This is a genomic window from Actinokineospora guangxiensis (genome assembly GCF_042657845.1).
Lineage (GTDB): Bacteria > Actinomycetota > Actinomycetes > Mycobacteriales > Pseudonocardiaceae > Actinokineospora > Actinokineospora guangxiensis.
Map to the genome: position 1 here is coordinate 271,104 of NZ_JBHSKF010000001.1, position 25,374 is coordinate 296,477.

A 25,374-nucleotide genomic window follows, 5' to 3' on the forward strand; every position below is an offset into this window, starting at 1 on the left:
CGCGTGTCGGCGCTGTTCGAGGACGCGGTCGGGGATGTCCCGGCGCCCACGTTCGACACCGGTGACATCACCGCCGAGTCGGCCAGGTTGACCCGAAAGAGGAACGGACTTCTCGCCGGATCGGCGCTAGGCTTTGCGCTGTTGGTCGGTGGCGTCATGACAGGTGTCGTACTGACGACTACTCCGAACGGTGGTTCAGGTAACGATTCGGCCGCAGTGGCCGACGCGCCCGTATCCCAACGTAACGGCGACTACGGGATATTCGACCATCCGAGTGAAGGCGCGGGTGACCGCGCCGACCCTCCACCAGACCTTCCGGAGTCGGCGCCCATGCAGGGGGGCTCGACAACTGGAAGCGCCGGGGCTGAGCCCGGCGGCACCCCCTCGGGGTGTGGAACGGCGGCCCGGGAGTTCGCTGCTGCCCTCGCGGGCGAACTCCCGGCCGCCACTTCCGCCGGTGAACCGGTGGACTCCCCCATCACGTGCCCGTCGGGCGGGCGTTCTGTCGCCATTCCGGTGGCGGACGGCCCGCGCAAGGGTCTGCTCTCCCTCATGGTCGTGCCCGCGGGCGCCGAGTACGCCCTCCAGCCGCCGTGGGCCGACCGGCCCGGCGCGCAGGGCGCGGTCGTGGTGGCGAAGTCCGGCAAGCAGCTGGTCGTGGTGATCGAGCCCGTCGCGGGCTCGGCGGCCCCGCCGCTGGACGCCGCGGACACCCGCGACATCGCCGACGGGCTCAAGCCACAATTCTGAGGGTGACCACCGCCAGCACGCCCAAGGGCGAGCGCCGCCGCCAAGCCCTGGTCGAGGCCGCCGCCGAGCTGCTCATCGAGGGCGGCTTCGACGCCGTGCGCCACCGCGCCGTCGCCGAGCGGGCCGGGCTGCCGCTGGCCTCGACCACCTATTACTTCCAGTCGCTGGACGAGCTCATCGGCGCGGCGCTGCAGCACCACGGCCGCACCGAGCTCGCCCGCGGCCGGGCGCTGCTGGACTCCCTCGCCGAGCGGCCCCCGGAGACGCTGGTGGAGCTGGTGCTCGACCAGCTGCTCGGCCGGGCCGCCGCCGAGGGCGACTTCGAGGCCGTGCTGCTGCGCTACGAGCGCCTCGTCGCCACCGGCCGCAGGCCCTACCTGCGCCCGCTGATGCTGGAGCTGGGCGGCGAGCTGCGCGCGCTGCTGCTGGCCACCTTCGCCGCGATGGGCGTGCCGATCGGCGCCGAGCGGCTGGAGCAGCTGATCGCGCTGGTCGACGGCGCCGTGGTCAACGCCCTGATCGAGGTCGACCCCGATCCGCGGGAAAGCGCTCGTCGGATGCTGAGGGCCGCGCTCGGATAGCATGCCCGGCCGTGGAGAAGCCCCGTATCCCCAACGTCCTCGCCGGTCGCTACGCCTCGGCTGAACTGGCCCGACTCTGGTCGCCGGAGCAGAAGGTGCGGTTGGAGCGGGAGCTGTGGCTCGCCGTGCTCTCCGCCCAGTCGGAGCTGGGCGTCGACGTCGGCGAGTCCGCGGTCGAGGACTACCGCCGCGTGCTCGACGCGGTCGACCTGGAGTCCATCGCCGCGCGCGAGCGGGTCACCCGCCACGACGTGAAAGCGCGCATCGAGGAGTTCAACGCCCTCGCCGGACACGAGCACGTGCACAAGGGCATGACCTCGCGCGACCTCACCGAGAACGTCGAGCAGTTGCAGGTGCTGCGCTCGCTGGAGCTGATCAGGGCCCGCGCCGCCGCCGTCCTGGCCCACCTCGCGCGGCTGGCGGTCGACCACGCCGACCTGGTGATGGCGGGCCGCTCGCACAACGTCGCCGCCCAGGCCACGACGCTGGGCAAGCGCTTCGCCACCGCCGCCGACGAGCTGCTGGTCGCCTTCGCCCGGCTCGACGAGCTGATCGCGCGCTACCCGCTGCGGGGGATCAAGGGACCGGTCGGCACCGCCCAGGACATGGTCGACCTGCTCGGCGGGGCCGAGCGGCTGGCCGAGCTGGAGGGCCGCGTCGCCGAGCACCTGGGGTTCGCCTCGGCGTTCACCAGCGTCGGCCAGGTCTACCCGCGCTCGCTGGACTACGACGTCGTCTCCGCCCTGGTCCAGCTGGCGGCGGCGCCGTCGAGCCTGGCCAAGACGATCCGGCTGATGGCCGGGCACGAACTGGCCACCGAGGGCTTCCAGCCCGGCCAGGTCGGCTCCTCGGCGATGCCGCACAAGATGAACACGCGCTCCTGCGAGCGGGTCAACGGCTTCGCGGTGATCCTGCGCGGCTACGCCTCAATGGTCGGCGAACTGGCGGGCGACCAGTGGAACGAGGGCGACGTGTCCTGCTCGGTCGTGCGCCGCGTCGCCCTGCCGGACGCGTTCTTCGCCATCGACGGCTTGCTGGAGACCTTCCTCACCGTGCTCACCGAGTTCGGCGCCTACCCGGCGGTCATCTCCCGCGAACTGGACCGCTACCTGCCGTTCCTGGCGACCACGAAGGTCCTCATGGCCTCGGTGCGCGCCGGCGTCGGCCGCGAGACCGCCCACGAGGCGATCAAGGAACACGCCGTCGCGGTGGCGCTGGCCATGCGGGAAGAGGGCGCGGAGCGCAACGACCTGCTGGACCGCCTCGCCGCCGATGCCCGGATCCCGCTGGACCGGGCGGCGCTGGACGCGCTGCTCGCCGACCGGCTGCCGTTCACCGGGGTGGCGGGGGCGCAGGTGGCCGAGGTGGTGCGGCGCGTGGAAGAGCTGCTGAAGCGCTTCCCCGAGGCCACCGGCTACGTCCCGGCGGCGATCCTCTAGTCCGCCAGGTCTGCGTGCCGTGCGGTCGTGCGGGGGTGCGACATCCGGCCCCCCGCCGCCAGGTTATCGGGGGTGGGAGGGCTGGTTCCACGGGAAACAGCGGGGTGTGGACAGGTCCTCAGCCCACCCACTCGCCGCGGCGCAGGACGGCGGTGGGGTGCAGGGTGGCGTCGAGGATGACCAGGTCGGCGCGCATTCCCTTGACCAGACGGCCGGTGGTGTCGCCGAGGCCGAGGAGGGCGGCGGGGCGGGTGGAGGTGGCGGCGACGGCGTCGGTGATGGAGAGGCCGCAGGAGTCGACCAGGTTGCGGAAGGCGGCGTCCATGGTGAGGGTGCTGCCGGCCAGGGAGGTGCCGCCCGCCAGGGTCGGGACGCCGTCGCGGACGACGACCTCCAGGCCGCCGATGTCGTAGCTGCCGTCGCCGACGCCCGCCGCGGCGATGGCGTCGGTGACCAGGACGGTGCGCTCGGGCCCCGCGTGCTGGGCGGCGAGGCGGACGATGGTCGGGCTCAGGTGGACCAGGTCGCAGATGAGCTCGACGGTGACGCGGGGGTCGGCGAGCAGGGTGCCGATGGGGCCGGGCTCGCGGTGGTGCAGGGGGCGCATGCCGTTGAACAGGTGGGTGGCGACGGTGGCCCCGGCGTCGACGGCGGGCATGACCTGGGACTCGATGGCGTCGGTGTGGCCGATGGCCGCCAGCGCGCCGCCGTCGACCAGCTGGCGCACCGCGCGCACGGAACCCTCCAGCTCCGGGGCGAGGGTGACCATGCGCACAGCGCCGCGGCCCGCGCGCAGGACGGCGGCGACGGAGTCGGTGTCGGGCGCGCAGAGGATGGCCGGGTCGTGGGCGCCGCAGCGGACCGCGGAGAGGAACGGGCCCTCCAGGTGCACGCCCGCGAGCACGCCTTCCTCGGTCAGCTCGCGCAGCGCGGCGATCTGGGAGACCAGCTCGGGGATGGGGCGCGAGACCAGGCTGGCGAGCATCGTGGTGGTGCCGTGCTTGGCGTGCACGCCCGCGGCGAAGGCGATGCGCTCGGTGTTGCCGCTGGTGAACGGCTCGCCGCCGCCGCCGTGGCAGTGGATGTCGACGAAGCCCGGCACGACCCAGGAGCCCGCGGCGTCGACGACGGCGTCCGCGCGCGGGGGCTGGCCGACGCCGAGCGCGGCGATCTCGCCGTCCTCGGCCAGCAGCCAGCCGTCATCCAGCACGCCGTCGGGGGTGACGAGCCTGCCGCCGGTGATGAGCTGTCCTGCCATGAGTCCTCCGAGCCGCGTCCCGCCGCGCACAACCGCGATCGCTGTGCACAGTGGCAGTGTATTGGTCTATACCGCAATGGTCTAAACCAACTTGGGCCCAGCTGGAGTAAGCCGTCAGGGCGTGTTCATAATCTTCTGCAGTGCCTCCAGCGCGCGCGACGCCGTCGACTTGACCGTACCCCTGGAGATGCCCGCCGCCTCGGCGATCTCGGCCTCCGAAAGATTTCCGTAGTAGCGCAGGACCAGCACCTCGCGCTGGCGCGGCGGCAGCTGCTGCAGCGCCTTGACCACGTGCTGGTGCTCGGCGGTCAGCATCGCCAGGCTCTCCGCCGAACGGGCGTTCGGGGCGTGCGGCGGGGTGTACTCGCGCGCGGTCTTGCGCCTGCGCAGCACGCTGCGCGAGCCGTTGACCACCGCCGTGCGCAGGTAGCCGACCGCGGCGGCCGAGTCGCGCAGGTTGCCCCAGTGCCGGTGCAGGCCGGTGAACGCCTCCTGGACGACGTCCTCGGCGGTGGCGGGCTCGTCGACCAGCAGCAGGGCCAGCCGGATGAGCCGCATCCGGTGCGTGCGGTACAGGTCCTCCAGCGTCAGCGGGGAATCCGGGCGCGCCGCGGGCGAGCCCTTGAGATCGATGGCCCGCAGCCGTGTCAGCGTCTGCTCGACGCTCTGCTCAGCCTGGCCCTCTGCGCCTGCACCGCTCACGTCCCCTGCCACGGGCAAACCTTACCCGCCCCGCGGTGATCGCCGTGCCAAGATGGGCCGCATGGCCTGGTTCACCGTGGACACCACCTACACCGACGACGCCGCGCTGCTCGCCGCCGCGCGCCCCGCGCACCGGGAATGGCTGGCCGGTCACGTCGAGTCGGGCCGGGTCCTGGGCGGCGGACCGTGGGCCGACGGGTCCGGCGGGTTCTTCATCCTGGCCGCCGAGGACGCCGCCGAGGTGGACTCCCTGCTGGCGGACGACCCGTACACCGGGGGCGTCGCCTCGTCCCGGGTGATCCGGGAGTGGACGATCGTGCTGGGCCCCTGGGCGGCTCAGTAGCCCCCGCCGAGCTTGCGGTGGTCCCAGGAGACGACCTTCGTCGGGCGCAGCACCAGGCCGACCCGCTTGGCCGCCTGCGCCCTGATGAACTGCGCGCCCGCGGTCGCCGCCTCCTCGCTGCCGCTGTAGCGGTGCAGGATCGCGCCGCCGATCCGCACGACGCCCGCTTCGTCCTCGATGACCTCGACGTCGCATTCCAGGCTGACGCCGCGCAGTTCCTCGTAGGACTCCCCCGCCTCGACGAGCACCGTCGCCTGCGCGGCGCGGCGCAGGTTGGCCACCTTCTGCGAGGCGGCGTAGGTCCAGGTGGAGAGGGTGACGCCGTCCGGCACGTACCAGAGCGCGGTCAGGTGTGGGCGGCCCGACGGGCCGAGCGTGGCCACCGCCATGGTCTTCTCGGCGGCGAGGAAAGCGACCACCTCGGCGTCGGTCATCCGGATCTGCTCGCGTCGAGAACCCATGGGCCGTGCTACCTCCGCATCGCCGCCGCGCCGCCCGCGCCGACCGGCCGGGAGGAGACCTCCGCGCCGCGTTCGGCGACGTCGGCCAGTGCCGCCTTGTCCGCTTTGGCGACCATGTTGCCGCGCAGCCTGCCACCGATCTCCACGATCGGCGGCAGGAACGCGCGGAAGAGCTTGAGCACCCCGACCCAGCCGGGCACGTGGATGGTGCGGTCGCGGCGCAGCACGCCCTTCTCCAGCGCGTCGAGCGCGACGGCGACGGAGTGGGTCTTGCCGATCGGGCCCGGCATGCCCGCGCGCAGCTTGCCGAACACCGGGTGCTCGTCGGCGCCGTGCACGAGGTCGGTGGCGATCCACGACGGGTGCGCCACACCGACGGTGACGCCGAGGTGGCGGACCTCGGCGCGCAGGCTGTTGCCGAAGGCCTCCACGCCCGCCTTCGCCGCGGCGTAGGGGGCCATCGCGGGGGCGTGGGTGATCGCGGCCAGCGAGGAGATGATCTGGACGTAGCCGCGGCGCTCGATGACGTGCGGCAGGGTCACCCGGACCGTGCGCCAGACGCCGAGCAGGTCGACCTCGATGGTGCGCTCGAAGGCGGCCGGGTCGATGGAGCGCACGAAGCCCGCCGCGGCGATGCCCGCGTTGGCGACCACGACGTCGATGCCGCCGAAGCGCTCGACCACGCCCGCCGTCGCGGCCTCCAGGGCGGCCCAGTCGGTCACGTCGGCCTCGAAGACGGCGGCGTGCTCGCCGCACTCGGCGGCGACCTTCGCCATCTCCTCGGGCTCCAGGCCGACCAGGGCGATCCTGGCCCCGCGCGCGGCCAGCCGCTTGGCCAGCCCCGCACCGAGGCCGCGCGCGGCCCCGGTGATCAGGACGACCTTGCCGTCGACGGCGTGCTCGCGGGCGAACAGGTTCGTCGCACCCATGCCGGTGCCTCCTCGCAGTCGGTCGGTGGAGGCGACGGTACAACACCTTACCGCCGGTAAGCTACCCTGCGGTAACAGTTAATCTCGGTAACAGTCAGCCGGTGATCTCGACCCCGCGCCAGAAGGCCACCCGGCCGCGGATCTGCTCGGCCTCCTTCTTGGGCTCGGCGTAGTACCAGGCGGCGTCCTCGTTGGTCTCGCCGTTGACGCTGAGGGTGTAGTAGTTGGCCGTGCCCTTCCACGGGCAGACGGAGGTCATCTCCGAGGGCCGCAGCAGGTGCTGGTGCACCGATTCGATGGGGAAGTAGTGGTTGCCCTCGACCACGACTGTGTCGTCGCTCTCAGCGATGACCTCGCCGTTCCAGGTAGCGGTTGCCATGAACACCAGTCTGCCCGACCCGAGCGCGGGCGGCCTTTCGTAGGATGCCGCTGAACGGCGCATGGCCATCCCGAGGAGGAGCCCCCGATGCCCATTGCCACGCCCGAGGTCTACGCGGAGATGCTCGACCGGGCCAAGGCGAACGAGTTCGCCTACCCGGCCATCAACGTGACTTCGTCGGAGACGCTCAACGCCGCGCTGCGCGGCTTCGCCGAGGCGGAGAGCGACGGCATCATCCAGTTCTCCACCGGCGGCGCCGAGTTCGCCTCCGGCACCAAGGTCAAGGACATGGTCACCGGCTCGACGGCGCTCGCGGAGTTCGCGCACGTCGTCGCCGCGAAGTACCCGGTGAACATCGCCCTGCACACCGACCACTGCCCCAAGGACAAGCTCGACGGCTTCGTCCGCCCGCTCATCGCGATCAGCGCCGAGCGCGTGGCCGCCGGCGGCAACCCGCTCTTCCAGTCCCACATGTGGGACGGATCGGCCGTCCCACTGGATGAGAACCTGCAGATCGCCTCCGAGCTGCTCGACGCGGCGGCGAAGGCCAAGATCATCCTGGAGATCGAGGTCGGCGTCGTCGGCGGCGAGGAGGACGGCGTCGACAACGAGATCAACGACAAGCTCTACACCTCCACCGAGGACTACCTGAAGACCGTTGACGCCCTCGGCGGCGGCGAGCGCGGCCGCTACCTGCTGGCCGCCACCTTCGGCAACGTCCACGGCGTCTACAAGCCGGGCAACGTCAAGCTGCGCCCGGAGATCCTCAAGCAGGGCCAGGACGTCGCGGCCGAGAAGCTGGGCCTGCCCGCCGGCTCCAAGCCCTTCGACCTGGTCTTCCACGGCGGCTCCGGCTCGCTGCTCGAGGAGATCCACGAGTCGCTGACCTACGGCGTCGTCAAGATGAACATCGACACCGACACCCAGTACGCCTTCACCCGGCCGATCGTGTCGCACATGTTCCAGAACTACGACGGCGTCCTGAAGATCGACGGCGAGGTCGGCAACAAGAAGGCCTACGACCCGCGCAGCTACCTCAAGGCCGCCGAGCAGGCCATGGCCGCCCGCGTGACCCAGGCGTGCGAGCACCTGAAGTCCGCCGGCCGCATGATCGCGGGCTGACCGCAGCGCTCCGCAGGCCCGTCCCCGACTTCCGGCGGGGGCGGGCCTTTGCGCTCCGCGGGGAACTGCTAAGCCCGCTTCCGGCCCGGCTACCCCCGACGCGGCGAGTCGGGCCAGGTACGCCGAGGCGGGTGCGGGAGCGGATCGGGGACGGGCCGTTCGGCGAGGATCGGCCGGTGGCCGTGCTGACCGGGGTGGTGGGCCGGTGAGGCGGTGTTCGCCCTCGGATGATCACCGTTGCCGTGCGGGCGGGGTTCGGGGATGCTCGGGGGATGAGTGTCGAGGTTGTGGACAACGTGGACGCGCGGCGGTTCGAGGCCACTGTGGACGGCCAGCGGGCCGGGCACGCGGAGTACCTGCTGGGCGCGGACCTGATCGTCTTCCCGCACACCGAGGTGGACCCCGCGTTCGAGGGCAGGGGCGTGGGCAGCGCGCTGGCGCGGGCGGCGCTGGACGAGGCGCGGCGGCGGGGTCTCGGTGTGCTGGCGACGTGCCCGTTCATCTCGGGGTGGATGCGGCGGCACCCGGAGTACCTGGACCTCGCCTACCAGAACCGCACCTCGGCCAAGGACTGACATGACCCTGGCCGAGCTCTACCGCGATCTGCACCGCCACCCCGAGCTCGCCTTCGCCGAGACGCGCACCGCCGCCATCGCCGCCCGCAGGCTGCGCGCGGCCGGGTACGAGGTGGCCGAGGGCGTCGGCGGGACCGGGGTCGTCGGGGTGCTGCGGCGCGGCGCCGGGCCGACAGTGCTGCTGCGCGCGGACATGGACGCGCTGCCGATGGCCGAGAACACCGGCCTGGACTACGCCAGCTCCGTGGACGGCGTGATGCACGCCTGCGGGCACGACATGCACGTCACCTGCCTGGTGGGGGCCGCCGAGCAGCTCGTCGGGCTGGAGTGGTCGGGCACCGTGATGGCGGTGTTCCAGCCCGCCGAGGAGGTCGGGGGCGGGGCACAGGCCATGGTCGACGCCGGGCTGTTCGACCGGTTCGGCGCCCCGGACGTGGTGCTCGGGCAGCACGTGGCGCCGATGCCCGCCGGGGTGCTCGGGCTGCGGGCCGGGCCGTCCTTCGCCGCCGCCGACACGCTGACGGTCACCCTGCACGGGCGCGGCGGGCACGGGTCGCGGCCGGAGGCCGCGGTGGACCCGGTCGTGATGGCCGCCGCGACGGTCATGCGGTTGCAGACGGTCGTCTCGCGGGAGACCGCGGGCGGGGACACCGCGGTGGTGACCGTCGGCGCGATCAGCGCGGGCACGGTCGCCAACATCATCCCCGACAGCGCCGAGCTGAAGATCAGCGTGCGCAGCTACGACCCGAAGGTCCGCGCGCGCACGCTCGCCGCGATCGAGCGGATCGCCGTCGCCGAGGCCCGCGCGTCGGGGGCCGAGCGCGACCCCGATGTCGTGCTGGAGTCCAGCTTCCCGACGGTGGTCAACGACGCCGGGGCCGTCGAGCGCACCCGGTCCGCCTTCGACGGGTTCGCCGTCGTGGACCCCGGCCCGGTCACCGGCAGCGAGGACGTCGGCGTCTTCGCCGACGCCGCGGGCGTGCCGCTGGTCTACTGGCTGATGGGCTGCGCCGACCCGGCGCTGTTCGCGGGCGCGGACTCCTTCGAGCGGCTGCGGGAGATCGTGCTCGGGCTGCCCGCCAACCACTCGCCGCTGTTCGCCCCGGTCATCGATCCCACGATCGAGCGCGGTGTCACCGCCCTGGTCGCCGCGGCGCGCACCTGGCTGCGGCAGGATTGACCCCATGCACGGCAACCTCCTCGGCCCCGAGCCCGCCCGCCTCCCCGACCGCCCCGAGCAGCAGGCGGCGATCGAGGGCGGCGAGAACCCCACCGACGTCGCCCGCCGCTGGCCCGACTTCAGCGAGGCGTGGGCCGCCCTCGCCGAGTCGGCGCTGGCCGCGGGCGAGGACGTCGCCGCCTACGCCTACGCGCGCACCGGCTACCACCGCGGCCTCGACCAGCTGCGCCGCGCGGGCTGGAAGGGCCACGGCCCGGTGCCGTGGTCGCACCGCCCCAACCAGGGCTTCCTGCGCGCCCTCGCCGCGCTGGCCGCGGCGGCCGGCTCCATCGGCGACGCCGAGGAGCACGCCCGCTGCACGCAGTTCCTGGCCGACTCCGACCCCGAGGCCCCGGCCGCCATCGCCGCGCGCACGGCCTAGGCCGTCAGGTCCCCGGCAGCCGACCCGACCGCTCTGCGCGGCGGGTCGGCGCTGTCCTCTGTGCACGGTCGGAAGTCGCCGCCGTAGACGCTCTCGTACCAGGCGAAGGCGCGGCCGTTGTTCAGCGTGCACCGGGTCGTCGGGTCGGCGGCGGCGGCCTCGGCGACGTGCTCGGGGATGGTCATCTCCTCGGCGATGCGCGCGGCGTCGAAGCCGTGCAGGCCGGCGAGCAGGCGGGCGATCTCGAACCACTGCTCGGCGTGGCGGGCCTCGTGGTAGATCGTCCCGGCGACGCGGCCCCGCTCGTCCTCGGTCAGCGCCTCGGCGGTCGCGGGGTCGAAGGGGCTCGGCTCGACCAGGGCGACCCAGGTGGCGGCGTCGAACCGGGCGTACCGCGCGGTCGCCGGGTCCAGGCGGAACCGGACGGAGGGCACGCCCGCGGCGGTCAGCTCGTCGTTGGCCGCCGACTCCAGCGCCCCGACGCGCTGCTCGGCGGTCATGCGCCTGCGGGTCGCCACGTCCTCCGGCCCGAGCGGCGACGCACCGCCGTCGTTCTTGATCGTTTCAGGCACGGCGCACCTCCTCCGCGCGCAGCATCGCCCGGCCGCCGCGGGCCCCGGGATGTCCACAAGGGCGGCAATCAGTGCGCATGCCACGCCCCCGTGATCTTGAACGACGCGCCGCGACGACTACGCTGCCAACCGTGGGCGTCGCCTGGTGGGTCTGGTTCCTGGTGGCGTTCGTGGCTCTGGCCGCGGGCGCTCTCTTCCTGATGCGCGACCGAGCGCGCCTGACCTCGCGAAACCGCGAGCGCAGGCGGTGGGCCTCGCTGCGCGGGTGGCAGTTCGCCGAGACCGACCACGTCCTCCCGGGACAGTGGAGCGGCGGCGCGATCGCCTACTACGGCGACGGGGTCGCCCGCGACGTCGTCGCCGGGTCCACCTTCACCGCCGACGGCAGGCGCAAGGTGTACGTGTTCGACCTGGAGGCGGGCGGGCGGGTCAACACCGTCATCTCCGCTGTCCAGTGCAAGCGCGCGCACCCGGTCGTGGTGGAGCTGTGGGTGCCGAGCACGCCGTTCCAGCGCGAGCACATGCCCGAGCTGCTCGGCCCGGTCGGCCAGCGCTACGCCTTCGTCTCCGACATCGCCGCCGCCCGCACCCTGATCACCCCGGACCTGGTCGACGCCACCGAGGACCTCGGGCAGGACGTGGCCGTCGCCTGGATCGAGGACGGCTGGGTGCTGGCCGCCTCCGCGCCGAACTCCTCGCCGTCGCGGCTGGAGCGGCTGCTGCGCAGCCTCGGCGAGATCGCCGACGTGGTGGACCCCTTCGACGCCGAGGTCGAGCAGCCCGGCGAGATCGAGGCGAGCCGCGGCAACGGCGGTGACGAGTGAGTGAACCAGGAGTGACCGGGTCTTCCCGGGGGTAGCGTTCCAGCATGCCCACCGCCCTGATCACCGGCGCCACCGCGGGAATCGGCGGGGCCTTCGCCCGCAGGCTGGCCGCCGACGGATACGACCTGGTCATCGTCGCCCGCACGACCGAGCGGCTCAAGGCCGTCGCCGCCGAGCTGTCCGACGCGCACGGCGTCGCCGTGCAGACCATGACCGCGGACCTGACGACGACCCGCGCCCGCAAGCGCGTCGAGGACCGCCTGGCCGACGAGGAGCGCCCGGTCGACCTGCTGGTCAACAACGCGGGCTTCGGCACCCGAGGCGCCTTCGCCACCGCGGACCCGGCCTGGCTGCAGTCCCAGCTGGACCTCAACGTCACCACCGTCATGCGGCTGACCAGGGCCGCGCTACCCGGCATGATCGCGCGCGGGCACGGCGGCGTCGTCAACGTCTCCAGCATCGCAGGCTTCTTCCCGGCGAGCGGCCCGTCCTACGGGGCGACGAAGGCCTACGTCACGGCGCTGTCGGAGGGGCTGTCGGCGAACCTGGCGGGCACCGGTGTGCGGGTGGTGGCGCTGTGCCCGGGGTTCACCCACACCGAGTTCCACGAGCGCGCGGGCGACGACATGACCGAGCTGCCGGACTTCCTGTGGCTGCAGGCCGACCGGGTGGTCGCCGACTGCCTCGACGACCTCGTCCACGGCCGCACCCGGTCGATCCCCGGCCCGCAGTACAAGGCGCTGGTGGGCTTCGCCAAGCTCGTCCCGCGCGGGCTGCTGCGCGCGCTGGAGCGGCGGGTGGCCGCCGGGCGCAACCGCGGCTAGGTTCGCGGCCATGACGAATCCGCAGCCCGGCTGGTACCCGGAGGCGCAGGGCTCGCCCGTGCTGCGCTACTGGGACGGCGCCCAGTGGACCCAGCAGACCCGGCGGGCCGACGACGCCAGCCCGTGGGAGCTGTCCCTGGACGGTCCCGCCGACCCGAACCGGCTCAAGGAGCAGCAGCGCGCCGCGGGCGTCGGGCAGACCGGGCCCGGCGGCGGCACCCTGTTCACCGAGCCGGTGCTGGTGGTCAACCAGCGGGTGAAGCTGATCGAGATGGCCAACGAGTACGCCGTCTACGACCAGCACGGCCGCCAGATCGGCGCGGTCGTTCAGGTCGGGCAGAGCGCGCTGAAGAAGGCGCTGCGGTTCGTCAGCAGCGTCGACCAGTTCATGACCCACCGCCTGGAGGTCCGCGACGCGCACGGGCAGGTGGCGCTGCGGCTGACCCGCCCGGCCAAGCTCGTGAAGTCGCGCGTGCTGGTCGAGCGCGGCGACGGCTCCCCGGTCGGCGAGATCCGCCAGGAGAACGCCATCGGCAAGATCCGCTTCGCCTTCGAGGTCGGCGGGCAGCGCGTCGGCGGCATCCAGGCCGAGAACTGGCGGGCGTGGAACTTCGCGATCACCGACGTCGGCGGCGCCGAGGTCGCCCGCATCACCAAGACGTTCGAGGGCCTGGCGAAGACGATGTTCACCACGGCCGACAACTACGTCCTGCAGATCCACCGGCAGCTCTCCGACCCGCTGCTGAGCCTGGTCGTCGCCTCGGCGCTGACGGTGGACACCGCGCTCAAGCAGGACGACCGCGGCCTGGGCTGAGCCTCACCGCAGGTCGGCGGAGCGGGCCTCGACGGTCCCACTCCCCTGGCCCGGTGCTCCGGCGTCGGCCGCGGTGATCCTGCAGATCCGCATCCGCGACGGTGTAGGCCCTCGGCGGGGACCGCCGCAACGCACCTCACACCCGGCCGCGGCGGTGCCCGCCGCCCGCGCGTGAGAGGGTGCCGTCCTGTGCGAACCGCTGTGGATGAGACCGCCAAGGCCGAGCTGGCCCGCCTGGTGACCGAACTGGCCGTCGTGCACGGCCGGGTCACGCTGTCCTCCGGCAAGGAGGCCGACTACTACGTCGACCTGCGCCGGGCGACGCTGCACCACGCCGCCGCCCCGCTGATCGGGCGGCTGCTGCGGTCGCTGACCGCCGACTGGGACTACGTCGCCGTCGGCGGCCTCACCCTCGGCGCCGACCCGGTGGCGCTGGCGATGATGCACGCCGCCGCGGCGGCCGGTGAGGTGCTGGACGCCTTCGTCGTGCGCAAGGAGACCAAGCGCCACGGCATGCAGCGGCGCATCGAGGGCATCGAGGTCGCCGGGCAGCGCGTGCTGGCCGTGGAGGACACCTCCACCACCGGCGGCAGCGTGCTCACCGCGGTCGAGGCGCTGCGCGAGGCCGGGGCGGTCGTGGTGGGCGTGGCGACCGTGGTCAACCGCGGTGACGCGGCGCGGCTGGCGGTCGAGGCGGCGGGCCTGCCGTACCGGTCGCTGCTCGATCTCAGCGATCTTGGTCTTCCTGACCAGGGCTGACCGCGCCGAAACGGACACTTCCCGGGTACCGTGAGGTCCTCGGGGAGGTGGACGGCGATGGCGGGGCTGCTGGCGACGGCGACGATGGTCGTGCATTTCCTCGCGCTGGTCTACATCGGCTTCGGCGGTTTCCTGGCGTGGAAGTGGCCGAAGACGATCTTCCTGCACATCTTCTTCGCCGCCTGGGGGGTGCTGGTCAACCTCGCGCCCATCGACTGCCCGCTGACCGACCTGGAGAACCATTTCCGCAGGCAGCAGGGCTTGGAAGACCTGCCGGGCGGGTTCAACGAGCACTACATCTACGGCACGCTGTTCCCGGAGTCGATGCTGCCGGTGGTGGCCGTGGTCGCGGTGCTGGTGCTGGTCGTCTCCTACGCCGGTGTGTACGCGCGTTTCCGCAAAGGTGTGAAGGTGTGAGCGAAGGCCCCACGGAATGGGTGTTCGGCGAGCCCGTCGGTGTCGGTCCCTGGCCTGGTCACTGGCCGGATGACCCCCGCTACGACGAGACCCTGCTGGCCGAGGGCGACCGCCGCAACGTCGTCGACGCCTACCGGTACTGGAGCAGGGAGGCCGTGGTCGCGGACTTGGACAGCCGCCGGCACGGCTTCCACGTGGCGATCGAGAACTTCCAGCACGACCACAACATCGGGACCGTGGTCCGCACCGCCAACGCCTTCGCCGCGCGCGCGGTGCACATCGTCGGCCGCAAGCGCTGGAACCGCCGGGGCGCGATGGTGACCGACCGCTACCAGCACGTGCTGCACCACCCGGACATCGGCTCGCTGGTCGAGTTCGCGCGCTCGGCGGGGCTGGCGATCGTGGGTGTGGACAACACGCCGGGCTCGGTCCGGGTGGAGAGCGCCGCGCTGCCCGCCTCGTGCGTGCTGGTCTTCGGCCAGGAGGGCCCCGGCCTGACCGAGGACGCCCGCGCTGCCGCCGACCTGCTGGTGTCCATCGCCCAGTTCGGCTCCACCCGCTCCATCAACGCCGGCGTCGCGGCGGGCATCGTCATGCACTCCTGGGTCCGCGACCACGCCGACCTGGAGACCGCGTGGTGAGCAGGCCGCCCGAGCGCGCCGACGCGCTGGTCCGGGTCACCGAGGTCACCGCCGAGGACCTGGCCGCACTGGTCCGGGCCGCGCGCCCCGCCCTGCGGCCGTGGATGCCGTGGGCCACCTCGGAGTACACAGTGGACTCCGCAGCCGGGTTCCTCGCCATGGCCGAGACGTCCTGGGCCGACGGCGCCGCCTTCCACTACGCCATCGCCCCCGACGGCGACCCGATCGGTGTCTGCGGCCTCGACACCACCATCGGCCCCCGCGGCCTGGAGATCGGCTACTGGCTGCACCCGGCCCACACCGGCCGCGGCCACGCCACCCGCGCCACCCGCACCCTCATCGCCCTGGCCGCGACCGTGGAGGACGTCGACCACGTCGAGATCCACCACGACCGCGCCAACCACCCGAGCCGCGCGATCCCGCACCGCCTCGGCTTCACCCTGGTCGACGCCGAGGAGACCCGGCCGATCGTCGCGCCCGGGGAGACGGGCGTGGGCATGGTCTGGCGGCTGGCGCTGCCCGTCACGCCGGACTGACCCGCACCGGTATCCCGTTCAGCACCGCCGTTCCCGTCGGGCCGTCCAAGAGCCGGTCGTCGGCCAGGACGTTGGTGTTGACGCCCGGGTGCGCCGCCGCGACGGCGGTCCGGGTGTCGGGGAGGTCGTGGCCCCAGCCGTGCGGGATGCTGACCACGCCCTCGCGGACCCGGTCGCTCACCTCGACCGGGATGGTGATCTTGCCGGTGCGGGAGCGGACGACGCAGGGGGCGCCGTCGATGAGGGACAGCCGGGCGGCGTCGGCGGGGTTGATCATCGCCGTGCAGCGGTTCTGGCCGCCCAGCAGGGGTTCGACGTTGTGCATCCAGGAGTTATTCGAGCGCAGGTTGCGGCGTCCTATGAGGACCATCGTGTCCTCGCGGCGGGTGGCCAGCTCCTCGGTCAGGCGGGGGACGTCGGCGGTGAGGGCGGGGGCGGCCAGGTCGACTTTGCCGCTGGCGGTGGACAGGACGGCGGGCAGGCGGGGGGCGAGGGGGCCGAGGTCGATGCCGTGGGGGTGGGCGCGCAGGTCCTCCATCGTCAGGTCGTAGGGGCCGGCGGCGAGGAGGGTGGCGACGAGGCGTTCGGGGCCGCGGCCGGGGGCGGGCGCGACGCCCGCCCGAGCGGCGACCGTGGCGGCGACGACGTCGTCCAGGGCGTCCATATCGGACTGTCCGAGGATGGCGCCGGTCAGGCGCAGCAGGGTTTCCCACTCCTGCGGCAGCGATGTCGGCAGCACGGCCTCGCTCCAGTTGGCGACGTTGCGGACGGCGAACTGGTAGAGGGCGATGTCGTAGTGCGGGCGCTCCAGCGGCGAGGTGCCGGGGAGGATGACGTCGGCGTGGCGCGTGGTCTCGTTGAGGTAGATGTCCACCGAGACCATGAAGTCCAGGCCGCGCAGGGCTTCGGTGAGCCGGTCGGCGTTGGGGGCGCTCAGGCACGGGTTGCCGGAGAGGGTGATCAGGGCGCGGACCTGGCCGTCGCCGGGGGTGGTGATCTCCTCGGCCAGGGTGGCGGCGGGGAGTTCGCCCATCACCTCGGGCAGGCCGCGCACGCGGCTGCGCCAGCGGCCGTGGCGGAACGGCCTGCGTCCGCCGCCGGAGTTGGCCTGGCCGACGGCGGCCAGCGGGAACATGGCCCCGCCGGGGCGGTCCAGGTTGCCGGTGAGGACGTTGAGCACGTCGACCAGCCAGCTGGCCAGCGTGCCGAAGCGCTGCGCCGTGGTGCCGATGCGGCCGTACACCGCGGCGCTCGGCGCGGCGGCCAGCTCGTGGGCGAGCCTGCGGATGTCGGCCGCCGCCAGGCCGGTCGCCCCCGCCACCGCGTCGGGGGTGAAGGGGGCCGCGAGCGCGCGGACCTCGTCCACACCGGTGGCCAGCTCGCCGGGGTCGACCGCGATGCCATCGGCGAAGAGGACGTTGACCAGGGCGAACAGCAGGAACGCGTCGCCGCCGGGGCGGATCGGCAGGTGCTCGTCGGCCAGCTCGGCGGTGCGCGAGCGCATCGGGTCGACCACGACGACGCGGCCGCCGCGGGCGCGGATCGCGCGCAGCCTGCCCCGGGTGTCCGGCGAGGTCATCATGCTGCCGTTGGACACCAGCGGGTTCGCCCCGAGCAGCAGCAGGTAGTCCGTGCGGTCGAGGTCGGGCACCGCCACGGTCATCGGGTCGCCGAATAGGTAGCCCGCCGCGAACTGCTTGGGCGCCTGGTCCAGCGAGCTGGCCGTGTACACGTTCTTCGTGTTCAGCGACTTGATCAGCGCCCGCCCGTAGAGCGCGGTCGAGAGGTTGTGCACGCCCGGGTTGCCGAGGTAGACGGCCACCGAGTCGCCGGTGACGCCGCCGAGCCGGGCCGCGATCTCGGCGTACGCCTCCTCCCACGTCGCCTCGGTGAAGCGCCCACCGCGCTTGAGCAGCGGCGTGCGCAGCCGGTCGGGGTCGGCGTGCAGCGCGCCGATCGATGCGCCCTTCGGGCACAGGTAGCCGCGGGAGAACACGTCCAGGGCGTCGCCCCGCACCGAGGTCACCGCGCCGCCCTCGGCGGTGATCGAGAGTCCGCAGGTCGCCTCGCAGAGCGGGCAGGTCACGTGGTGGGTGGGCATGTGTTCCAGCCTCGCACGGGAAGGCCGTGGCCCGAATCAGTGATTTCACCGTTCGCAAGGGGCATCGGAACCGATTAAGTAGCCACGATTGGGTATGACCCGCGGAGCGCAGCACGCCGAGACCGAGCGCTCTCCCGGCCTCTGGGCCGCCCGCGCGGGCGTCGCCGAGCGCGCCGTGCGCCGCCGCCACCTGCGCAGGCTGTGGGCGCTGCCGGGCACCCGCCTCGGCGTGACGGCCTGGCCCGCGCGCCTGGCCGACCGGCTGCACACCCGCTGGCACTACTGGTGGCAGGCCCACCTCATCGACTGCGTGGTCGACGCCCAGGAGCGCGCCCCGGCCGCCGAGCGCGCCGAGCTGCTCGCCCAGCTGGTCCGCGGCGTGCACCTGCGCAACTTCCGCAACTGGACCAACGACTACTACGACGACATCGCCTGGCTGGGCCTGGCCCTGCACCGCGCCCGCGACGTCGTCGACGCCCGGCCCGCGCTCGCCGCGATCACCGCCCAGCTGCGCGAGGGGTGGACCGACCACGGCGGCGGCGGGATCTGGTGGCGGCGCAAGGACACCTTCAAGAACGTCCCGGCCAACGGCCCCGCCGCGATCCTGCTCGCCCGCGCCGGGGTCGACCGCGCCGACGGGCAGCGCGCCAGGGCGATGACCCAGTGGATGGAGCGCTCGCTGCGCGACCCGGACACCGACCTGATGTGGGACGGCCTGTACGTCGACGCCGACGGCGGGGTCGGCGAGATCGTCACCGTGATCTACACCTACTGCCAGGGCGTGCACCTGGGCGCGTGCGTGGAGATGGCCGAGCAGGACCCGGGCGGCCCGTGGGCGGAGCTGGCCGCGCGCACCGTGCGCGCCGTGCGGGACCACCTCGCCCCCGGCGGCGTCCTGCGCGGGCACGGCGGCCACGACGGCGGCCTGTTCACCGGCATCCTCACCCGCTACCTGGCCGACGCCGCGATCCGCCTGCCCGCCGCGGCGGGCGAGGCCACCGCGGCGGGCGAGGCCGCCGCCCGCCTGGTGCTGGACTCGGCCGAGGCGCTGTGGCGCAACCGGGCCGCGGTTCCCGGCGGGCCGCTGTTCGGCCCCGAGTCCGCCGTCCCCGCCGTGGTGCCGCGCCGGGGGAGCCCGCCGGAGCGGGACCTGTCGGTGCAGCTCTCGGGCTGGATGGCGCTGGAGGCCGCCGCCCGGCTCGAAGGGCGTGCCAGCATGGCGCGGTGAGCGTTCTTGTGGTGACCGGCGGCAGCCGGGGGATCGGGGCCGCGGTGTGCAGGCGGGCCCCGCACGACGTGGTCGTCAACTACGCCGGCGACGCCGCCGCGGCCGAGTCCGTCGTCGCCGAGGTGCGCGCCTCGGGCAGGCGGGCCATCGCGGTCCGGGCCGACGTGTCCGTCGAGTCCGAGGTCGATGACCTGTTCGCCGCGGCGGCCGAGCTGGGCCCGGTGACGGCCCTGGTGGCCAACGCGGGCGTGACCGGCGAGGTCCGCGGCCGGGTGGACGAGGTGCCCGCCGAGGCCATGCGCCGGGTGCTGGAGGTCAACGTGCTGGGCGTGTTCCACTGCCTGCGGGCCGCGGTCCGGCGGATGTCCACCCGCCACGGCGGCGCGGGCGGGGCGATCGTCGCGGTGTCCAGCACGGCGGCCAAGCGCGGGTCGCCGGGCGAGTGGGCGCACTACGCGGCGTCCAAGGCCGCCGTCGAGACCCTGGCCTACGGGCTGGCGCTGGAGGTCGCGGCCGAGGGCGTGCGGGTCAACACGATCGCGCCCGGCGTCGTGCGCACCGAGCTGCACGCCGCCGCGGGCGACCCCGGCCGACCGGACCGGCTCGGCGCGGTCATCCCGATCGGGCGCGCGGGCGAGCCGGAGGAGATCGCCGACGGCATCCTGTGGCTGCTGGGGCCGCAGGCGTCGTTCGTGACCGGGGCCGTGCTGCCGGTCTCCGGCGGGTTCTAGGCGGGGTCCGGGCCGTACCGGGCTCGTGCGGCCTGCGTCGTGGGCGAACGCGCGGTCGACGAGCCAGCGGGTGAGGGTGCGCTGGAGTCGCGGGAGTTGCGCGGGTGCGCGCGCCTACTCGACCTTTTCGAGCAGCCAGACCTCGCCCAGCTCGCCGCTGATGTCGGTGGTGTGGATGGTGTCGCCCGCGGTCTCGTCGGCGGCCTCGACTACGGCCAGCGCCTTGCCGTTCTCGGCGACGATGGTGTAGTCGCCGGTCTCGGTGCCCCGGAAGGTCCAGCTCTGCTGCTCTTCGGAGCCGCACTCGGCGAGCGCGCCGTCGTTGCCGACGCAGTCCAGCACGTTGCGGATGAGCAGCGCCTCGCCGTCGGCGAGGGCGAGCCTGTCGGGGCCCGGTGCGGGCGCGGGCTCTTCGGGTACTGGTTCCTCCAGTGCGGACTCGGTGGCGGGAACGATGTCCCAGACGGTCGTGTCGCTGCCGCAGTCGGCCAGCTCCGCGATCCCGGAGCCCAGCGCGAGGCACTGGCCGGTCAGCGCGGAGACGATGCGGTAGCGGTCGGGTTCGACGGTGTCCGCGCTCGCGGTTCCCGGCAGCAGGGCGGTGATGGCGACGGCGGTGACCCCGGTGAGCATCCGAAGTGCGGGACGGGTCCACGCCTTGCGTTCGGTGGCACTCATGTCCTCGTGCCTACCGGCAGGCGAGGCGCTCCGGCGGGCCGAAACCGGGCCGACCACCCCACCGGGACCGCCGCCCACCCGACCGGGGCGCGGCGTCGTCAGCGGGCGGTGACAGCGCCACCCGTCGGGAACACCCGTCAGGGCGCCGGGTCGGGGGGCGGGCAGCCGCACGAGCCGCGGTGCACCAGCACCGGCGGCAGCAGCACCGTCTCCGGGTCGCGCTCGGGCTCGCGCAGCCTGCTCAGCAGCAGCCGCACGGCGGTGCGGCCGATCTCGTCGACCGGGTGCGCCATCGTGGTGATGCCGGGGCGGACCAGCTCGGCCCACTCGACCTCGTCGTGCCCGACGATGGCGATGTCGCGGCCCAGTTCCAGGCCGTGGTCGCGGGCCTCGCGGTAGGCGCCCGCCGTCATCGCGCCGTTGCCGGTGATCACCGCGGTGGGCCGCTCGGGGACGGTCAGCAGCCTGCGCAGCGCCAGCACGCCGTCCTCGTGGGTGGCGCCGCCGCCGGCGACCAGGTTGGAGTCCCAGCGCAGCCCGGCGCGGCCCAGGCCGAGCCGGTAGCCGAGGGTGCGCTCCTCGCTCGCGCCGACCCAGTCCACGCCGCTGATGAAGCCGATCCGCCGGTGCCCGGCGGCGGCCAGGTGGGAGACCAGCGCCGAGGTCGACTGGATGTTCTCCGGGCCGACCTGGTCCAGCTTCACCTTGTGCGAGACCCGGTCGACCAGCACCGCGGGCACGCCGGTGCGGGCCAGCGAGTCCAAGGTCTCGGTGTCGCCGGGGACGGGGGTCAGCAGCACGCCGTCGACCCGGCGGGCGCGCAGCCTGCGCACGGCGTCGCGCTCGCCGTCGGAGGTGTCGAAGGTGTCGCCGATGAGGACGGTGTAGCCGGCCGCGGCGGCCTCGGCCTCGATGGCGTGCAGCAGCTGCGGCAGGTGCGGGTTGGCCAGCAGCGACATGGCCACGCCGATGGAGTCGGTGCCGCCGGTGACCAGCGAGCGCGCGATCGCGTTGCCGGTGTAGCCGGTGGTCTCGATCGCGGCGAGCACCCGCACCCTGGTGGGCTCGGCGACCGCCCGGGTCTCGTTGACCACATGCGACACGGTGCTGATCGACACCCCGGCGATCCGGGCGACATCCTGCATGGTGGCCACGACGTGAAACCCTGCTCCCATTTCGCTGCAAACGCTTGCGGGACATTACCCGTCAGAGGTGAGGACTATGCGACCGACCTTCGACGACCTCCTCGTCCGCGCGTCCGGGCTGCTTCCCGGCCGCCGTCTGCTCGGCGTCTGCGGGCCGCCGGGCGCGGGCAAGTCCACCCTGGCGGCGCGGCTGGCGGACGCGCTCGGCGAGCGGGCCGCGCTGGTCGGGATGGACGGCTTCCACCTCGCCCAGGCGGTGCTCGACCGGCACGGGACCGCCGGGCGCAAAGGCGCTCCCCACACCTTCGACGCCGACGGCTACGCCGACCTGCTGGCCAGGCTAAGGGCCAGGACCGACAAGATCGTCTACGCGCCGCGGTTCGACCGCGCGCTGGAGGAGCCGATCGCCTGCGCCGTCGCGGTGCCCGACGACGTCGGGCTGGTCATCACCGAGGGCAACTACCTGCTGCTGTGGCCGCGGGTGCGGGCCCTGCTCGACGAGGTCTGGTACGTCGACCCCGGCGACGAGGTGCGCCGCGCGCGGCTGGCCGCCCGGCACGAGGAGTTCGGCCGGACGGCCGAGCAGGCGTGGGAGCGCACGATGGGCTCCGACGAGCGCAACGCCGAGGTCGTCGCCGCGACCGCGCACCTGGCCGACCTGCGGATCAGCCTGTGACGGTGACCGTGTCGATCGCGTCGGCAGGCTTGGGCATCTCCTGGCGGTACTTCCAGATCCCCCACGCGGTGCCGACGACGAAGAACGCGACACTGCCGACGGCGGCGGCGGCGAACCGGCGCGGGTCCATCCTGGCCGCGCCCGCGATCAGCGGGGCCAGGGTGCGCACCCACGGCAGCCAGCGGGCCGGCACGACCGCCCAGAACCCGCGCCGGTCCAGGACGTCCTGGACCTGGCCAGGTTGTCGGCGTGGAGCACCCGGCCGCCCCTGCGGGTGATGATCGCGTGGCCGGTCCTGGCGCCGACGCGGTAGCCGTCACCCAGACGAGCAGGGGGCCCGCCGAGTCGAGCACGCCGGTCGCGGTGGTCACGGCTGGAGGGTGCGTGCCGATCCGCAGTCGCCTGCCGGGGAAAGCGCGTAGTTCACCGGGGTTGCCCGGTTCTCGGTCTGCCGGTCACCTGCCGGTCCGGGGCGGCAGCACGACCGTCCCGGCGTCGAGGTCGACGCCCAGCGGCGGACCGCCCTGGGCGTCCTCCTCGCGCATCATCGACTGGGTGTCGCGGTGGTCGAGTTCCCAGCGCTTGGTGCCGTAGAAGATCGCGGTGAACTCATCGACATAGGTGGCCGTCAGCGGGGTGCCCGCCTTGCCTCGGCGCTTCTGCCCGCGCAGCTCCCAGAGGCCCACGGCGACCATCGCCAGGGTGATGCCGGGGATGCTCCAGCCCAGGACCGTCTCGACCACGTCCGGCTCAACGCGCGGGCGCTCCCGCGGGTTCCGCCGTCACCACGATGCTCAGGCAGGTGTCGGTGAGCGGTTCGCCGTGCCAGCCGCCGCGCACGTCGGCGACGGTGAAGCCGGCGGCGGCCAGGGCGGCGCGCAGCTCGGGCTCGGTGAGGAAGCGCAGGGTCGCGCGGTCGGTGCGCAGAGGGACGCCGTCGCGGGTGGCGGTGGTCTCGGTGAAGGTGACCAGGCCCCGCTCGGCGGACTCGACGCGGTGCAGCACGCGCAGCTCGCGGCCGTGGCGGTCGGTGACGTCGACGGCGTTGCCGGGGTGCCAGTCGCGCCACTGCTCGGCGGCGGGGTTGCGGGTCTCGAACACGAAGCGGCCGTCGTCGGTGAGCGCGGCGCGGATCGCGGTGAGGGAGGCGTGCAGGTCCTCGTCGGAGACCAGGCACTGGAAGGCGTTGCTCGCCATGGTGGCCAGGTCGAACTCCGCCTGCCCGCCGATGTCGGCGGCGGTCCCTTCGACCCACTCGACGTCGGTGCGGCGGCGGGCCCGGTCGAGGGCGGCGCGGTCGGGATCGATGCCGGTCAGCCTGCCGGGGTGGCCGGCGTCGCGGGCGCGGTGCAGCAGGCGGCCGGTGCCGCAGCCGACATCGAGCGCCGCGCGGGCGCGCAGGACGTGGGCCAGGTAGAACGCGTCGTTGTCGCCCCAGGGATTGAGGGTGTCGTAGAGCGCGGCGGCGTCGGAGTCGGAGTACACGGCTCGGCATTCTCCTGCGGTGGTGGACCGCGGCGCGCGGGAGTTCCGGCGGAACTCGCCCGGCTCGGCCGACGTTGGCACTGCGTGGTGATCGAGGCGAGCGGGCTCGGCGTGCGCATGGGGGAGCGGTGGCTGTTCCGCGACCTCGACCTGGCCGTGGCGGCCGGGGAGTGCGTGGCGGTGGTCGGGGCGAACGGGTCGGGCAAGTCGACGCTGCTGCACGCGCTCTACGGGCTGCAAGAGCCCACCGAGGGCACGGTCAGCGTGGTCGGGCGCACGCCGGACGAGCGCGAACCGGACTTCCGGCGGGCGGTGTCGGTCGTGCTGGACGACTCGGCGCTCTACGACGAGTACACCCCTGAGCAGCACATGCACATGCTCGGACTGGCTGGGGAGACCGGGCTGCCCGACATCGCGTCGGTGGAGATGTCGGCGGGCCAGCGCCGCAGGCTGCTGCTCACCGGTGCCGTGCGCCGCGAACACCGGGTGCTGCTGCTGGACGAACCCGAGCGCGCCCTGGACGCCACGGCGCGCGGCTGGCTGGCGGAGATCATCACCGAGGCGAAGAAGACCTCGGCCGTGGTGATCGCCAGCCACCACGCGCCGCTGGTGGCGAAGGTCGCCGACCAGGTGGTGCGGCTGTGAGGCGGTTGCTCAGGGCCGAGTGGGCCATGGCGCTGTTCGTCGTCGCCGGGCTGCTCACCCTGCCCCTCTACCGGGCCGACCTGCTGCGCGAGCGGTTCGTCGGCGCGCACGAGCTGCCCGAGGGCGCGTTGGGCGCGGTGGTGCTGGCGGCGCTGGCGGTCGCGGTCATGTCGCTGCTGCGACGCGACTTCCTGCGCCTGCACCCGGCCCGGCTGACCTGGGACGACCCGGCCGACCGCGGCGCCGTGGCGCGGCGGGGGCTGCTGCGGGCGGTGGCGGGGCGCTTCGCGGTCGTGGGGTACCTGTTCGTCGCGGCGGGCCTGGTGCTCGGCTGGACGGGGGCGCCCGCGCTGCTGGCGGTGGCCTGCTCGGCGGCGGTGTTCGCCTACGTCGCCGCCCGGCGCCGCCGTCGGCGGTGGCTGGAGACCGCGGTGCCGTTCGGCCTGGCCGCCGCGGGCGCGCTGTTCGTCGGCACGGGCTGGCTGTGGGCGGTGGCGGGCGCGCTGCTGCTGGCCGCCGTCCTCGCCTGGGGCCCGATCCACCGTCCGGGTCGGCGCGAGCTGGTCGCCGGCCACAAGGCGCACGTCGTGCGCGCGGTGGCCGCCGCCTTCGGCGACGTCCTCGCCCTGCTCCCCCGCGCCCTGCCGCACCGGCTGCGCCTGGGCGGCGCGTGGCGCTTCGTGGTCGGCGGCGTCGTGGCCCGGCGCGGGATGCTCGCCGCCGCCCTGCTCATCGCGCTGGCGGTGCCCGTCCTGCACGCGGTGTTCCCGGTCGTGGCCCCGGCCTGGTGGGCGGGTCTGGGCGCCTACTTCGCCGTCCTGCCCTTCGCGGGCGGCCTCGCCGACATCACCCGCGTCGCGGGTCTGCGCCGCTGGCTGCCGCAGAGCGACACCGAGATCTGGCTGGCCGCCGTCATCGTCCTCGCGGTGCTCGCCGGCCTGTGGATGACCGCCGCCGTCCTGGCGGGCCTGCCCGCCGCGCCCCAGGCCGTCCCCGTCGCCGCGGCCGCCGTCGCCCGCACGGCCAGCCGCCCGGACCTCGACTACTCCCCCGGCCCCGCCATGGACATCGGCGGCGTGTACATGCCGATCAACCTCGTCCGCCAACTCCTCCGCGGCCCGCTCCTGCTGTTCTTCGGCATCACCGTCATCGCCTGAC

At 73.8% G+C, this 25,374-nt stretch carries 31 protein-coding genes and 1 pseudogene; 20 read left to right on the plus strand and 12 right to left on the minus strand.

Translation table 11 applies throughout. The features are described from left to right. Positions 1 to 465 precede the first annotated feature (465 nt). The 3 genes from ACFPM7_RS01330 to purB are packed head-to-tail and all read left to right on the plus strand — an operon-like array spanning position 466 to position 2,770. On the plus strand, positions 466 to 750 hold the full coding sequence (locus ACFPM7_RS01330) for a hypothetical protein (protein WP_378242837.1): 285 nt from the start codon (positions 466 to 468) through the stop codon (positions 748 to 750). A gap of 2 nt (positions 751 to 752) precedes the next feature. After that, on the plus strand, positions 753 to 1,331 hold the full coding sequence (locus ACFPM7_RS01335) for a TetR/AcrR family transcriptional regulator (RefSeq protein ID WP_378242839.1): 579 nt from the start codon (positions 753 to 755) through the stop codon (positions 1,329 to 1,331). Between the two features lie 11 nt (positions 1,332 to 1,342). Further along, entirely contained in the window at positions 1,343 to 2,770 is a 1,428-nt protein-coding gene (gene purB / locus ACFPM7_RS01340) for an adenylosuccinate lyase (RefSeq protein ID WP_378242841.1), read from the plus strand. A gap of 118 nt (positions 2,771 to 2,888) precedes the next feature. Here purB and nagA read toward each other — a convergent pair whose 3' ends face one another. Continuing rightward, positions 2,889 to 4,028, minus strand: coding sequence for an N-acetylglucosamine-6-phosphate deacetylase (gene nagA / locus ACFPM7_RS01345; RefSeq protein ID WP_378242843.1), 1,140 nt, complete (start codon positions 4,026 to 4,028; stop codon positions 2,889 to 2,891). A gap of 114 nt (positions 4,029 to 4,142) precedes the next feature. Next, positions 4,143 to 4,742, minus strand: a complete 600-nt coding sequence (locus ACFPM7_RS01350) for a SigE family RNA polymerase sigma factor (protein ID WP_378242845.1) — start codon at positions 4,740 to 4,742, stop codon at positions 4,143 to 4,145. Positions 4,743 to 4,791: 49 nt separating this feature from the next. On the opposite strand from ACFPM7_RS01350, the gene ACFPM7_RS01355 reads away from it, so the two are divergent. Next, positions 4,792 to 5,073: a YciI family protein gene (locus tag ACFPM7_RS01355; RefSeq protein ID WP_378242847.1), complete on the plus strand. Its 282-nt coding sequence runs from the start codon at positions 4,792 to 4,794 to the stop codon at positions 5,071 to 5,073. Here the strand turns inward: ACFPM7_RS01355 and ACFPM7_RS01360 are convergent. The 3 genes from ACFPM7_RS01360 to ACFPM7_RS01370 form a co-directional block, all read right to left on the minus strand. Continuing rightward, complete coding sequence (locus tag ACFPM7_RS01360) at positions 5,067 to 5,534, minus strand: pyridoxamine 5'-phosphate oxidase family protein (protein ID WP_378242850.1); 468 nt, start codon at positions 5,532 to 5,534, stop codon at positions 5,067 to 5,069. The genes ACFPM7_RS01355 and ACFPM7_RS01360 overlap by 7 nt on opposite strands. Before the next feature lie 8 nt (positions 5,535 to 5,542). After that, the gene (locus ACFPM7_RS01365; protein ID WP_378242852.1) at positions 5,543 to 6,463 is read right to left on the minus strand and encodes an SDR family oxidoreductase; all 921 of its coding nucleotides are present in this window, start codon (positions 6,461 to 6,463) and stop codon (positions 5,543 to 5,545) included. Positions 6,464 to 6,557: 94 nt separating this feature from the next. Then, positions 6,558 to 6,842: a DUF427 domain-containing protein gene (locus ACFPM7_RS01370; RefSeq protein ID WP_378242854.1), complete on the minus strand. Its 285-nt coding sequence runs from the start codon at positions 6,840 to 6,842 to the stop codon at positions 6,558 to 6,560. Positions 6,843 to 6,929: 87 nt separating this feature from the next. On the opposite strand from ACFPM7_RS01370, the gene fbaA reads away from it, so the two are divergent. The 4 genes from fbaA to ACFPM7_RS01390 all read left to right on the plus strand — a co-directional run bounded on the left by fbaA (position 6,930) and on the right by ACFPM7_RS01390 (position 10,140). Beyond that, entirely contained in the window at positions 6,930 to 7,964 is a 1,035-nt protein-coding gene (gene fbaA, locus ACFPM7_RS01375; protein ID WP_378242856.1) for a class II fructose-bisphosphate aldolase, read from the plus strand. Between the two features lie 272 nt (positions 7,965 to 8,236). Beyond that, the gene (locus ACFPM7_RS01380) at positions 8,237 to 8,539 is read left to right on the plus strand and encodes a GNAT family N-acetyltransferase (protein ID WP_378242858.1); all 303 of its coding nucleotides are present in this window, start codon (positions 8,237 to 8,239) and stop codon (positions 8,537 to 8,539) included. Between the two features lies 1 nt (position 8,540). Next, positions 8,541 to 9,719, plus strand: coding sequence for an amidohydrolase (locus ACFPM7_RS01385; RefSeq protein WP_378242860.1), 1,179 nt, complete (start codon positions 8,541 to 8,543; stop codon positions 9,717 to 9,719). Positions 9,720 to 9,723: 4 nt separating this feature from the next. Beyond that, positions 9,724 to 10,140, plus strand: a complete 417-nt coding sequence (locus tag ACFPM7_RS01390) for a DUF3151 domain-containing protein (RefSeq protein ID WP_378242862.1) — start codon at positions 9,724 to 9,726, stop codon at positions 10,138 to 10,140. On the opposite strand, the gene ACFPM7_RS01395 is transcribed toward ACFPM7_RS01390, so the two are convergent. Continuing rightward, entirely contained in the window at positions 10,137 to 10,712 is a 576-nt protein-coding gene (locus ACFPM7_RS01395) for a hypothetical protein (RefSeq protein WP_378242864.1), read from the minus strand. The genes ACFPM7_RS01390 and ACFPM7_RS01395 overlap by 4 nt on opposite strands. A 131-nt stretch (positions 10,713 to 10,843) precedes the next feature. Between ACFPM7_RS01395 and ACFPM7_RS01400 the strand changes: the two genes are divergently transcribed. The 7 genes from ACFPM7_RS01400 to ACFPM7_RS01430 all read left to right on the plus strand — a co-directional run bounded on the left by ACFPM7_RS01400 (position 10,844) and on the right by ACFPM7_RS01430 (position 15,527). After that, complete coding sequence (locus ACFPM7_RS01400; RefSeq protein WP_378242866.1) at positions 10,844 to 11,536, plus strand: type III secretion system chaperone family protein; 693 nt, start codon at positions 10,844 to 10,846, stop codon at positions 11,534 to 11,536. Between the two features lie 44 nt (positions 11,537 to 11,580). Beyond that, on the plus strand, positions 11,581 to 12,360 hold the full coding sequence (locus ACFPM7_RS01405; protein WP_378242868.1) for an SDR family NAD(P)-dependent oxidoreductase: 780 nt from the start codon (positions 11,581 to 11,583) through the stop codon (positions 12,358 to 12,360). Between the two features lie 10 nt (positions 12,361 to 12,370). After that, complete coding sequence (locus tag ACFPM7_RS01410) at positions 12,371 to 13,174, plus strand: LURP-one-related family protein (protein ID WP_378242870.1); 804 nt, start codon at positions 12,371 to 12,373, stop codon at positions 13,172 to 13,174. Positions 13,175 to 13,363: 189 nt separating this feature from the next. Beyond that, the gene (pyrE, locus tag ACFPM7_RS01415; RefSeq protein WP_378242873.1) at positions 13,364 to 13,933 is read left to right on the plus strand and encodes an orotate phosphoribosyltransferase; all 570 of its coding nucleotides are present in this window, start codon (positions 13,364 to 13,366) and stop codon (positions 13,931 to 13,933) included. A gap of 57 nt (positions 13,934 to 13,990) precedes the next feature. Continuing rightward, positions 13,991 to 14,350, plus strand: a complete 360-nt coding sequence (locus ACFPM7_RS01420; RefSeq protein ID WP_378242875.1) for a DUF2784 domain-containing protein — start codon at positions 13,991 to 13,993, stop codon at positions 14,348 to 14,350. Then, on the plus strand, positions 14,347 to 14,991 hold the full coding sequence (locus ACFPM7_RS01425; RefSeq protein ID WP_378242877.1) for a TrmH family RNA methyltransferase: 645 nt from the start codon (positions 14,347 to 14,349) through the stop codon (positions 14,989 to 14,991). The genes ACFPM7_RS01420 and ACFPM7_RS01425 overlap by 4 nt, the downstream gene beginning before the upstream one ends. Beyond that, a complete protein-coding gene (locus tag ACFPM7_RS01430) occupies positions 14,988 to 15,527 on the plus strand; it encodes a GNAT family N-acetyltransferase (RefSeq protein ID WP_378242879.1) in 540 nt (179 codons plus the stop codon). The genes ACFPM7_RS01425 and ACFPM7_RS01430 overlap by 4 nt, the downstream gene beginning before the upstream one ends. On the opposite strand, the gene ACFPM7_RS01435 is transcribed toward ACFPM7_RS01430, so the two are convergent. Then, positions 15,514 to 17,628, minus strand: a complete 2,115-nt coding sequence (locus tag ACFPM7_RS01435) for a molybdopterin-dependent oxidoreductase (protein ID WP_378242881.1) — start codon at positions 17,626 to 17,628, stop codon at positions 15,514 to 15,516. The genes ACFPM7_RS01430 and ACFPM7_RS01435 overlap by 14 nt on opposite strands. A gap of 94 nt (positions 17,629 to 17,722) precedes the next feature. Here ACFPM7_RS01435 and ACFPM7_RS01440 point away from each other — a divergent pair, with 94 nt between their 5' ends. Both ACFPM7_RS01440 and ACFPM7_RS01445 read left to right on the plus strand, forming a co-directional pair. Then, positions 17,723 to 18,856 carry a glycoside hydrolase family 76 protein gene (locus ACFPM7_RS01440; RefSeq protein ID WP_378242884.1) on the plus strand — a complete coding sequence of 378 codons (1,134 nt, stop codon included), beginning with the start codon at positions 17,723 to 17,725 and terminating at the stop codon, positions 18,854 to 18,856. Beyond that, the gene (locus tag ACFPM7_RS01445) at positions 18,853 to 19,587 is read left to right on the plus strand and encodes an SDR family oxidoreductase (protein WP_378242886.1); all 735 of its coding nucleotides are present in this window, start codon (positions 18,853 to 18,855) and stop codon (positions 19,585 to 19,587) included. Before ACFPM7_RS01440 ends, ACFPM7_RS01445 begins: the two co-directional genes overlap by 4 nt. A gap of 114 nt (positions 19,588 to 19,701) precedes the next feature. On the opposite strand, the gene ACFPM7_RS01450 is transcribed toward ACFPM7_RS01445, so the two are convergent. Together ACFPM7_RS01450 and ACFPM7_RS01455 are read right to left on the minus strand one after the other, a co-directional pair. Then, positions 19,702 to 20,265, minus strand: a complete 564-nt coding sequence (locus ACFPM7_RS01450; protein ID WP_378242888.1) for an RICIN domain-containing protein — start codon at positions 20,263 to 20,265, stop codon at positions 19,702 to 19,704. 137 nt (positions 20,266 to 20,402) lie between these two features. Then, on the minus strand, positions 20,403 to 21,410 hold the full coding sequence (locus ACFPM7_RS01455) for a LacI family DNA-binding transcriptional regulator (RefSeq protein WP_378243805.1): 1,008 nt from the start codon (positions 21,408 to 21,410) through the stop codon (positions 20,403 to 20,405). Positions 21,411 to 21,486: 76 nt separating this feature from the next. Between ACFPM7_RS01455 and ACFPM7_RS01460 the strand changes: the two genes are divergently transcribed. Beyond that, positions 21,487 to 22,086: a nucleoside/nucleotide kinase family protein gene (locus ACFPM7_RS01460; protein ID WP_378242890.1), complete on the plus strand. Its 600-nt coding sequence runs from the start codon at positions 21,487 to 21,489 to the stop codon at positions 22,084 to 22,086. On the opposite strand, the pseudogene ACFPM7_RS01465 reads toward ACFPM7_RS01460, so the two are convergent. From ACFPM7_RS01465 to ACFPM7_RS01475, 3 genes and pseudogenes are all read right to left on the minus strand, one after another. Further along, positions 22,076 to 22,401, minus strand: a pseudogene (locus ACFPM7_RS01465) (DedA family protein); the annotation flags it as partial. The gene ACFPM7_RS01460 and the pseudogene ACFPM7_RS01465 overlap by 11 nt on opposite strands. 140 nt (positions 22,402 to 22,541) lie before the next feature. Continuing rightward, positions 22,542 to 22,829 carry a DUF6191 domain-containing protein gene (locus ACFPM7_RS01470; RefSeq protein ID WP_378242892.1) on the minus strand — a complete coding sequence of 96 codons (288 nt, stop codon included), beginning with the start codon at positions 22,827 to 22,829 and terminating at the stop codon, positions 22,542 to 22,544. Positions 22,830 to 22,836: 7 nt separating this feature from the next. Continuing rightward, the gene (locus tag ACFPM7_RS01475) at positions 22,837 to 23,571 is read right to left on the minus strand and encodes a class I SAM-dependent methyltransferase (RefSeq protein ID WP_378242894.1); all 735 of its coding nucleotides are present in this window, start codon (positions 23,569 to 23,571) and stop codon (positions 22,837 to 22,839) included. Between the two features lie 84 nt (positions 23,572 to 23,655). Here ACFPM7_RS01475 and ACFPM7_RS01480 point away from each other — a divergent pair, with 84 nt between their 5' ends. Further along, entirely contained in the window at positions 23,656 to 24,216 is a 561-nt protein-coding gene (locus ACFPM7_RS01480) for an ABC transporter ATP-binding protein (protein WP_378242896.1), read from the plus strand. After that, positions 24,213 to 25,373, plus strand: coding sequence for a DUF6297 family protein (locus ACFPM7_RS01485; RefSeq protein WP_378242898.1), 1,161 nt, complete (start codon positions 24,213 to 24,215; stop codon positions 25,371 to 25,373). The genes ACFPM7_RS01480 and ACFPM7_RS01485 overlap by 4 nt, the downstream gene beginning before the upstream one ends. Position 25,374: the final 1 nt, after the last annotated feature.

Coding starts and splice junctions, on each gene's coding strand:
- nagA (WP_378242843.1), bottom strand. CDS start 4,028: ATGGCAGGACAGCTCATCACCGGCGGCAGGCTCGTCACCCCCGACGGC.
- ACFPM7_RS01355 (WP_378242847.1), top strand. CDS start 4,792: ATGGCCTGGTTCACCGTGGACACCACCTACACCGACGACGCCGCGCTG.
- ACFPM7_RS01360 (WP_378242850.1), bottom strand. CDS start 5,534: ATGGGTTCTCGACGCGAGCAGATCCGGATGACCGACGCCGAGGTGGTC.
- ACFPM7_RS01365 (WP_378242852.1), bottom strand. CDS start 6,463: ATGGGTGCGACGAACCTGTTCGCCCGCGAGCACGCCGTCGACGGCAAG.
- ACFPM7_RS01370 (WP_378242854.1), bottom strand. CDS start 6,842: ATGGCAACCGCTACCTGGAACGGCGAGGTCATCGCTGAGAGCGACGAC.
- fbaA (WP_378242856.1), top strand. CDS start 6,930: ATGCCCATTGCCACGCCCGAGGTCTACGCGGAGATGCTCGACCGGGCC.
- ACFPM7_RS01380 (WP_378242858.1), top strand. CDS start 8,237: ATGAGTGTCGAGGTTGTGGACAACGTGGACGCGCGGCGGTTCGAGGCC.
- ACFPM7_RS01385 (WP_378242860.1), top strand. CDS start 8,541: ATGACCCTGGCCGAGCTCTACCGCGATCTGCACCGCCACCCCGAGCTC.
- ACFPM7_RS01390 (WP_378242862.1), top strand. CDS start 9,724: ATGCACGGCAACCTCCTCGGCCCCGAGCCCGCCCGCCTCCCCGACCGC.
- ACFPM7_RS01405 (WP_378242868.1), top strand. CDS start 11,581: ATGCCCACCGCCCTGATCACCGGCGCCACCGCGGGAATCGGCGGGGCC.
- ACFPM7_RS01410 (WP_378242870.1), top strand. CDS start 12,371: ATGACGAATCCGCAGCCCGGCTGGTACCCGGAGGCGCAGGGCTCGCCC.
- ACFPM7_RS01420 (WP_378242875.1), top strand. CDS start 13,991: ATGGCGGGGCTGCTGGCGACGGCGACGATGGTCGTGCATTTCCTCGCG.
- ACFPM7_RS01435 (WP_378242881.1), bottom strand. CDS start 17,628: ATGCCCACCCACCACGTGACCTGCCCGCTCTGCGAGGCGACCTGCGGA.
- ACFPM7_RS01440 (WP_378242884.1), top strand. CDS start 17,723: ATGACCCGCGGAGCGCAGCACGCCGAGACCGAGCGCTCTCCCGGCCTC.
- ACFPM7_RS01450 (WP_378242888.1), bottom strand. CDS start 20,265: ATGAGTGCCACCGAACGCAAGGCGTGGACCCGTCCCGCACTTCGGATG.
- ACFPM7_RS01455 (WP_378243805.1), bottom strand. CDS start 21,410: ATGCAGGATGTCGCCCGGATCGCCGGGGTGTCGATCAGCACCGTGTCG.
- ACFPM7_RS01460 (WP_378242890.1), top strand. CDS start 21,487: ATGCGACCGACCTTCGACGACCTCCTCGTCCGCGCGTCCGGGCTGCTT.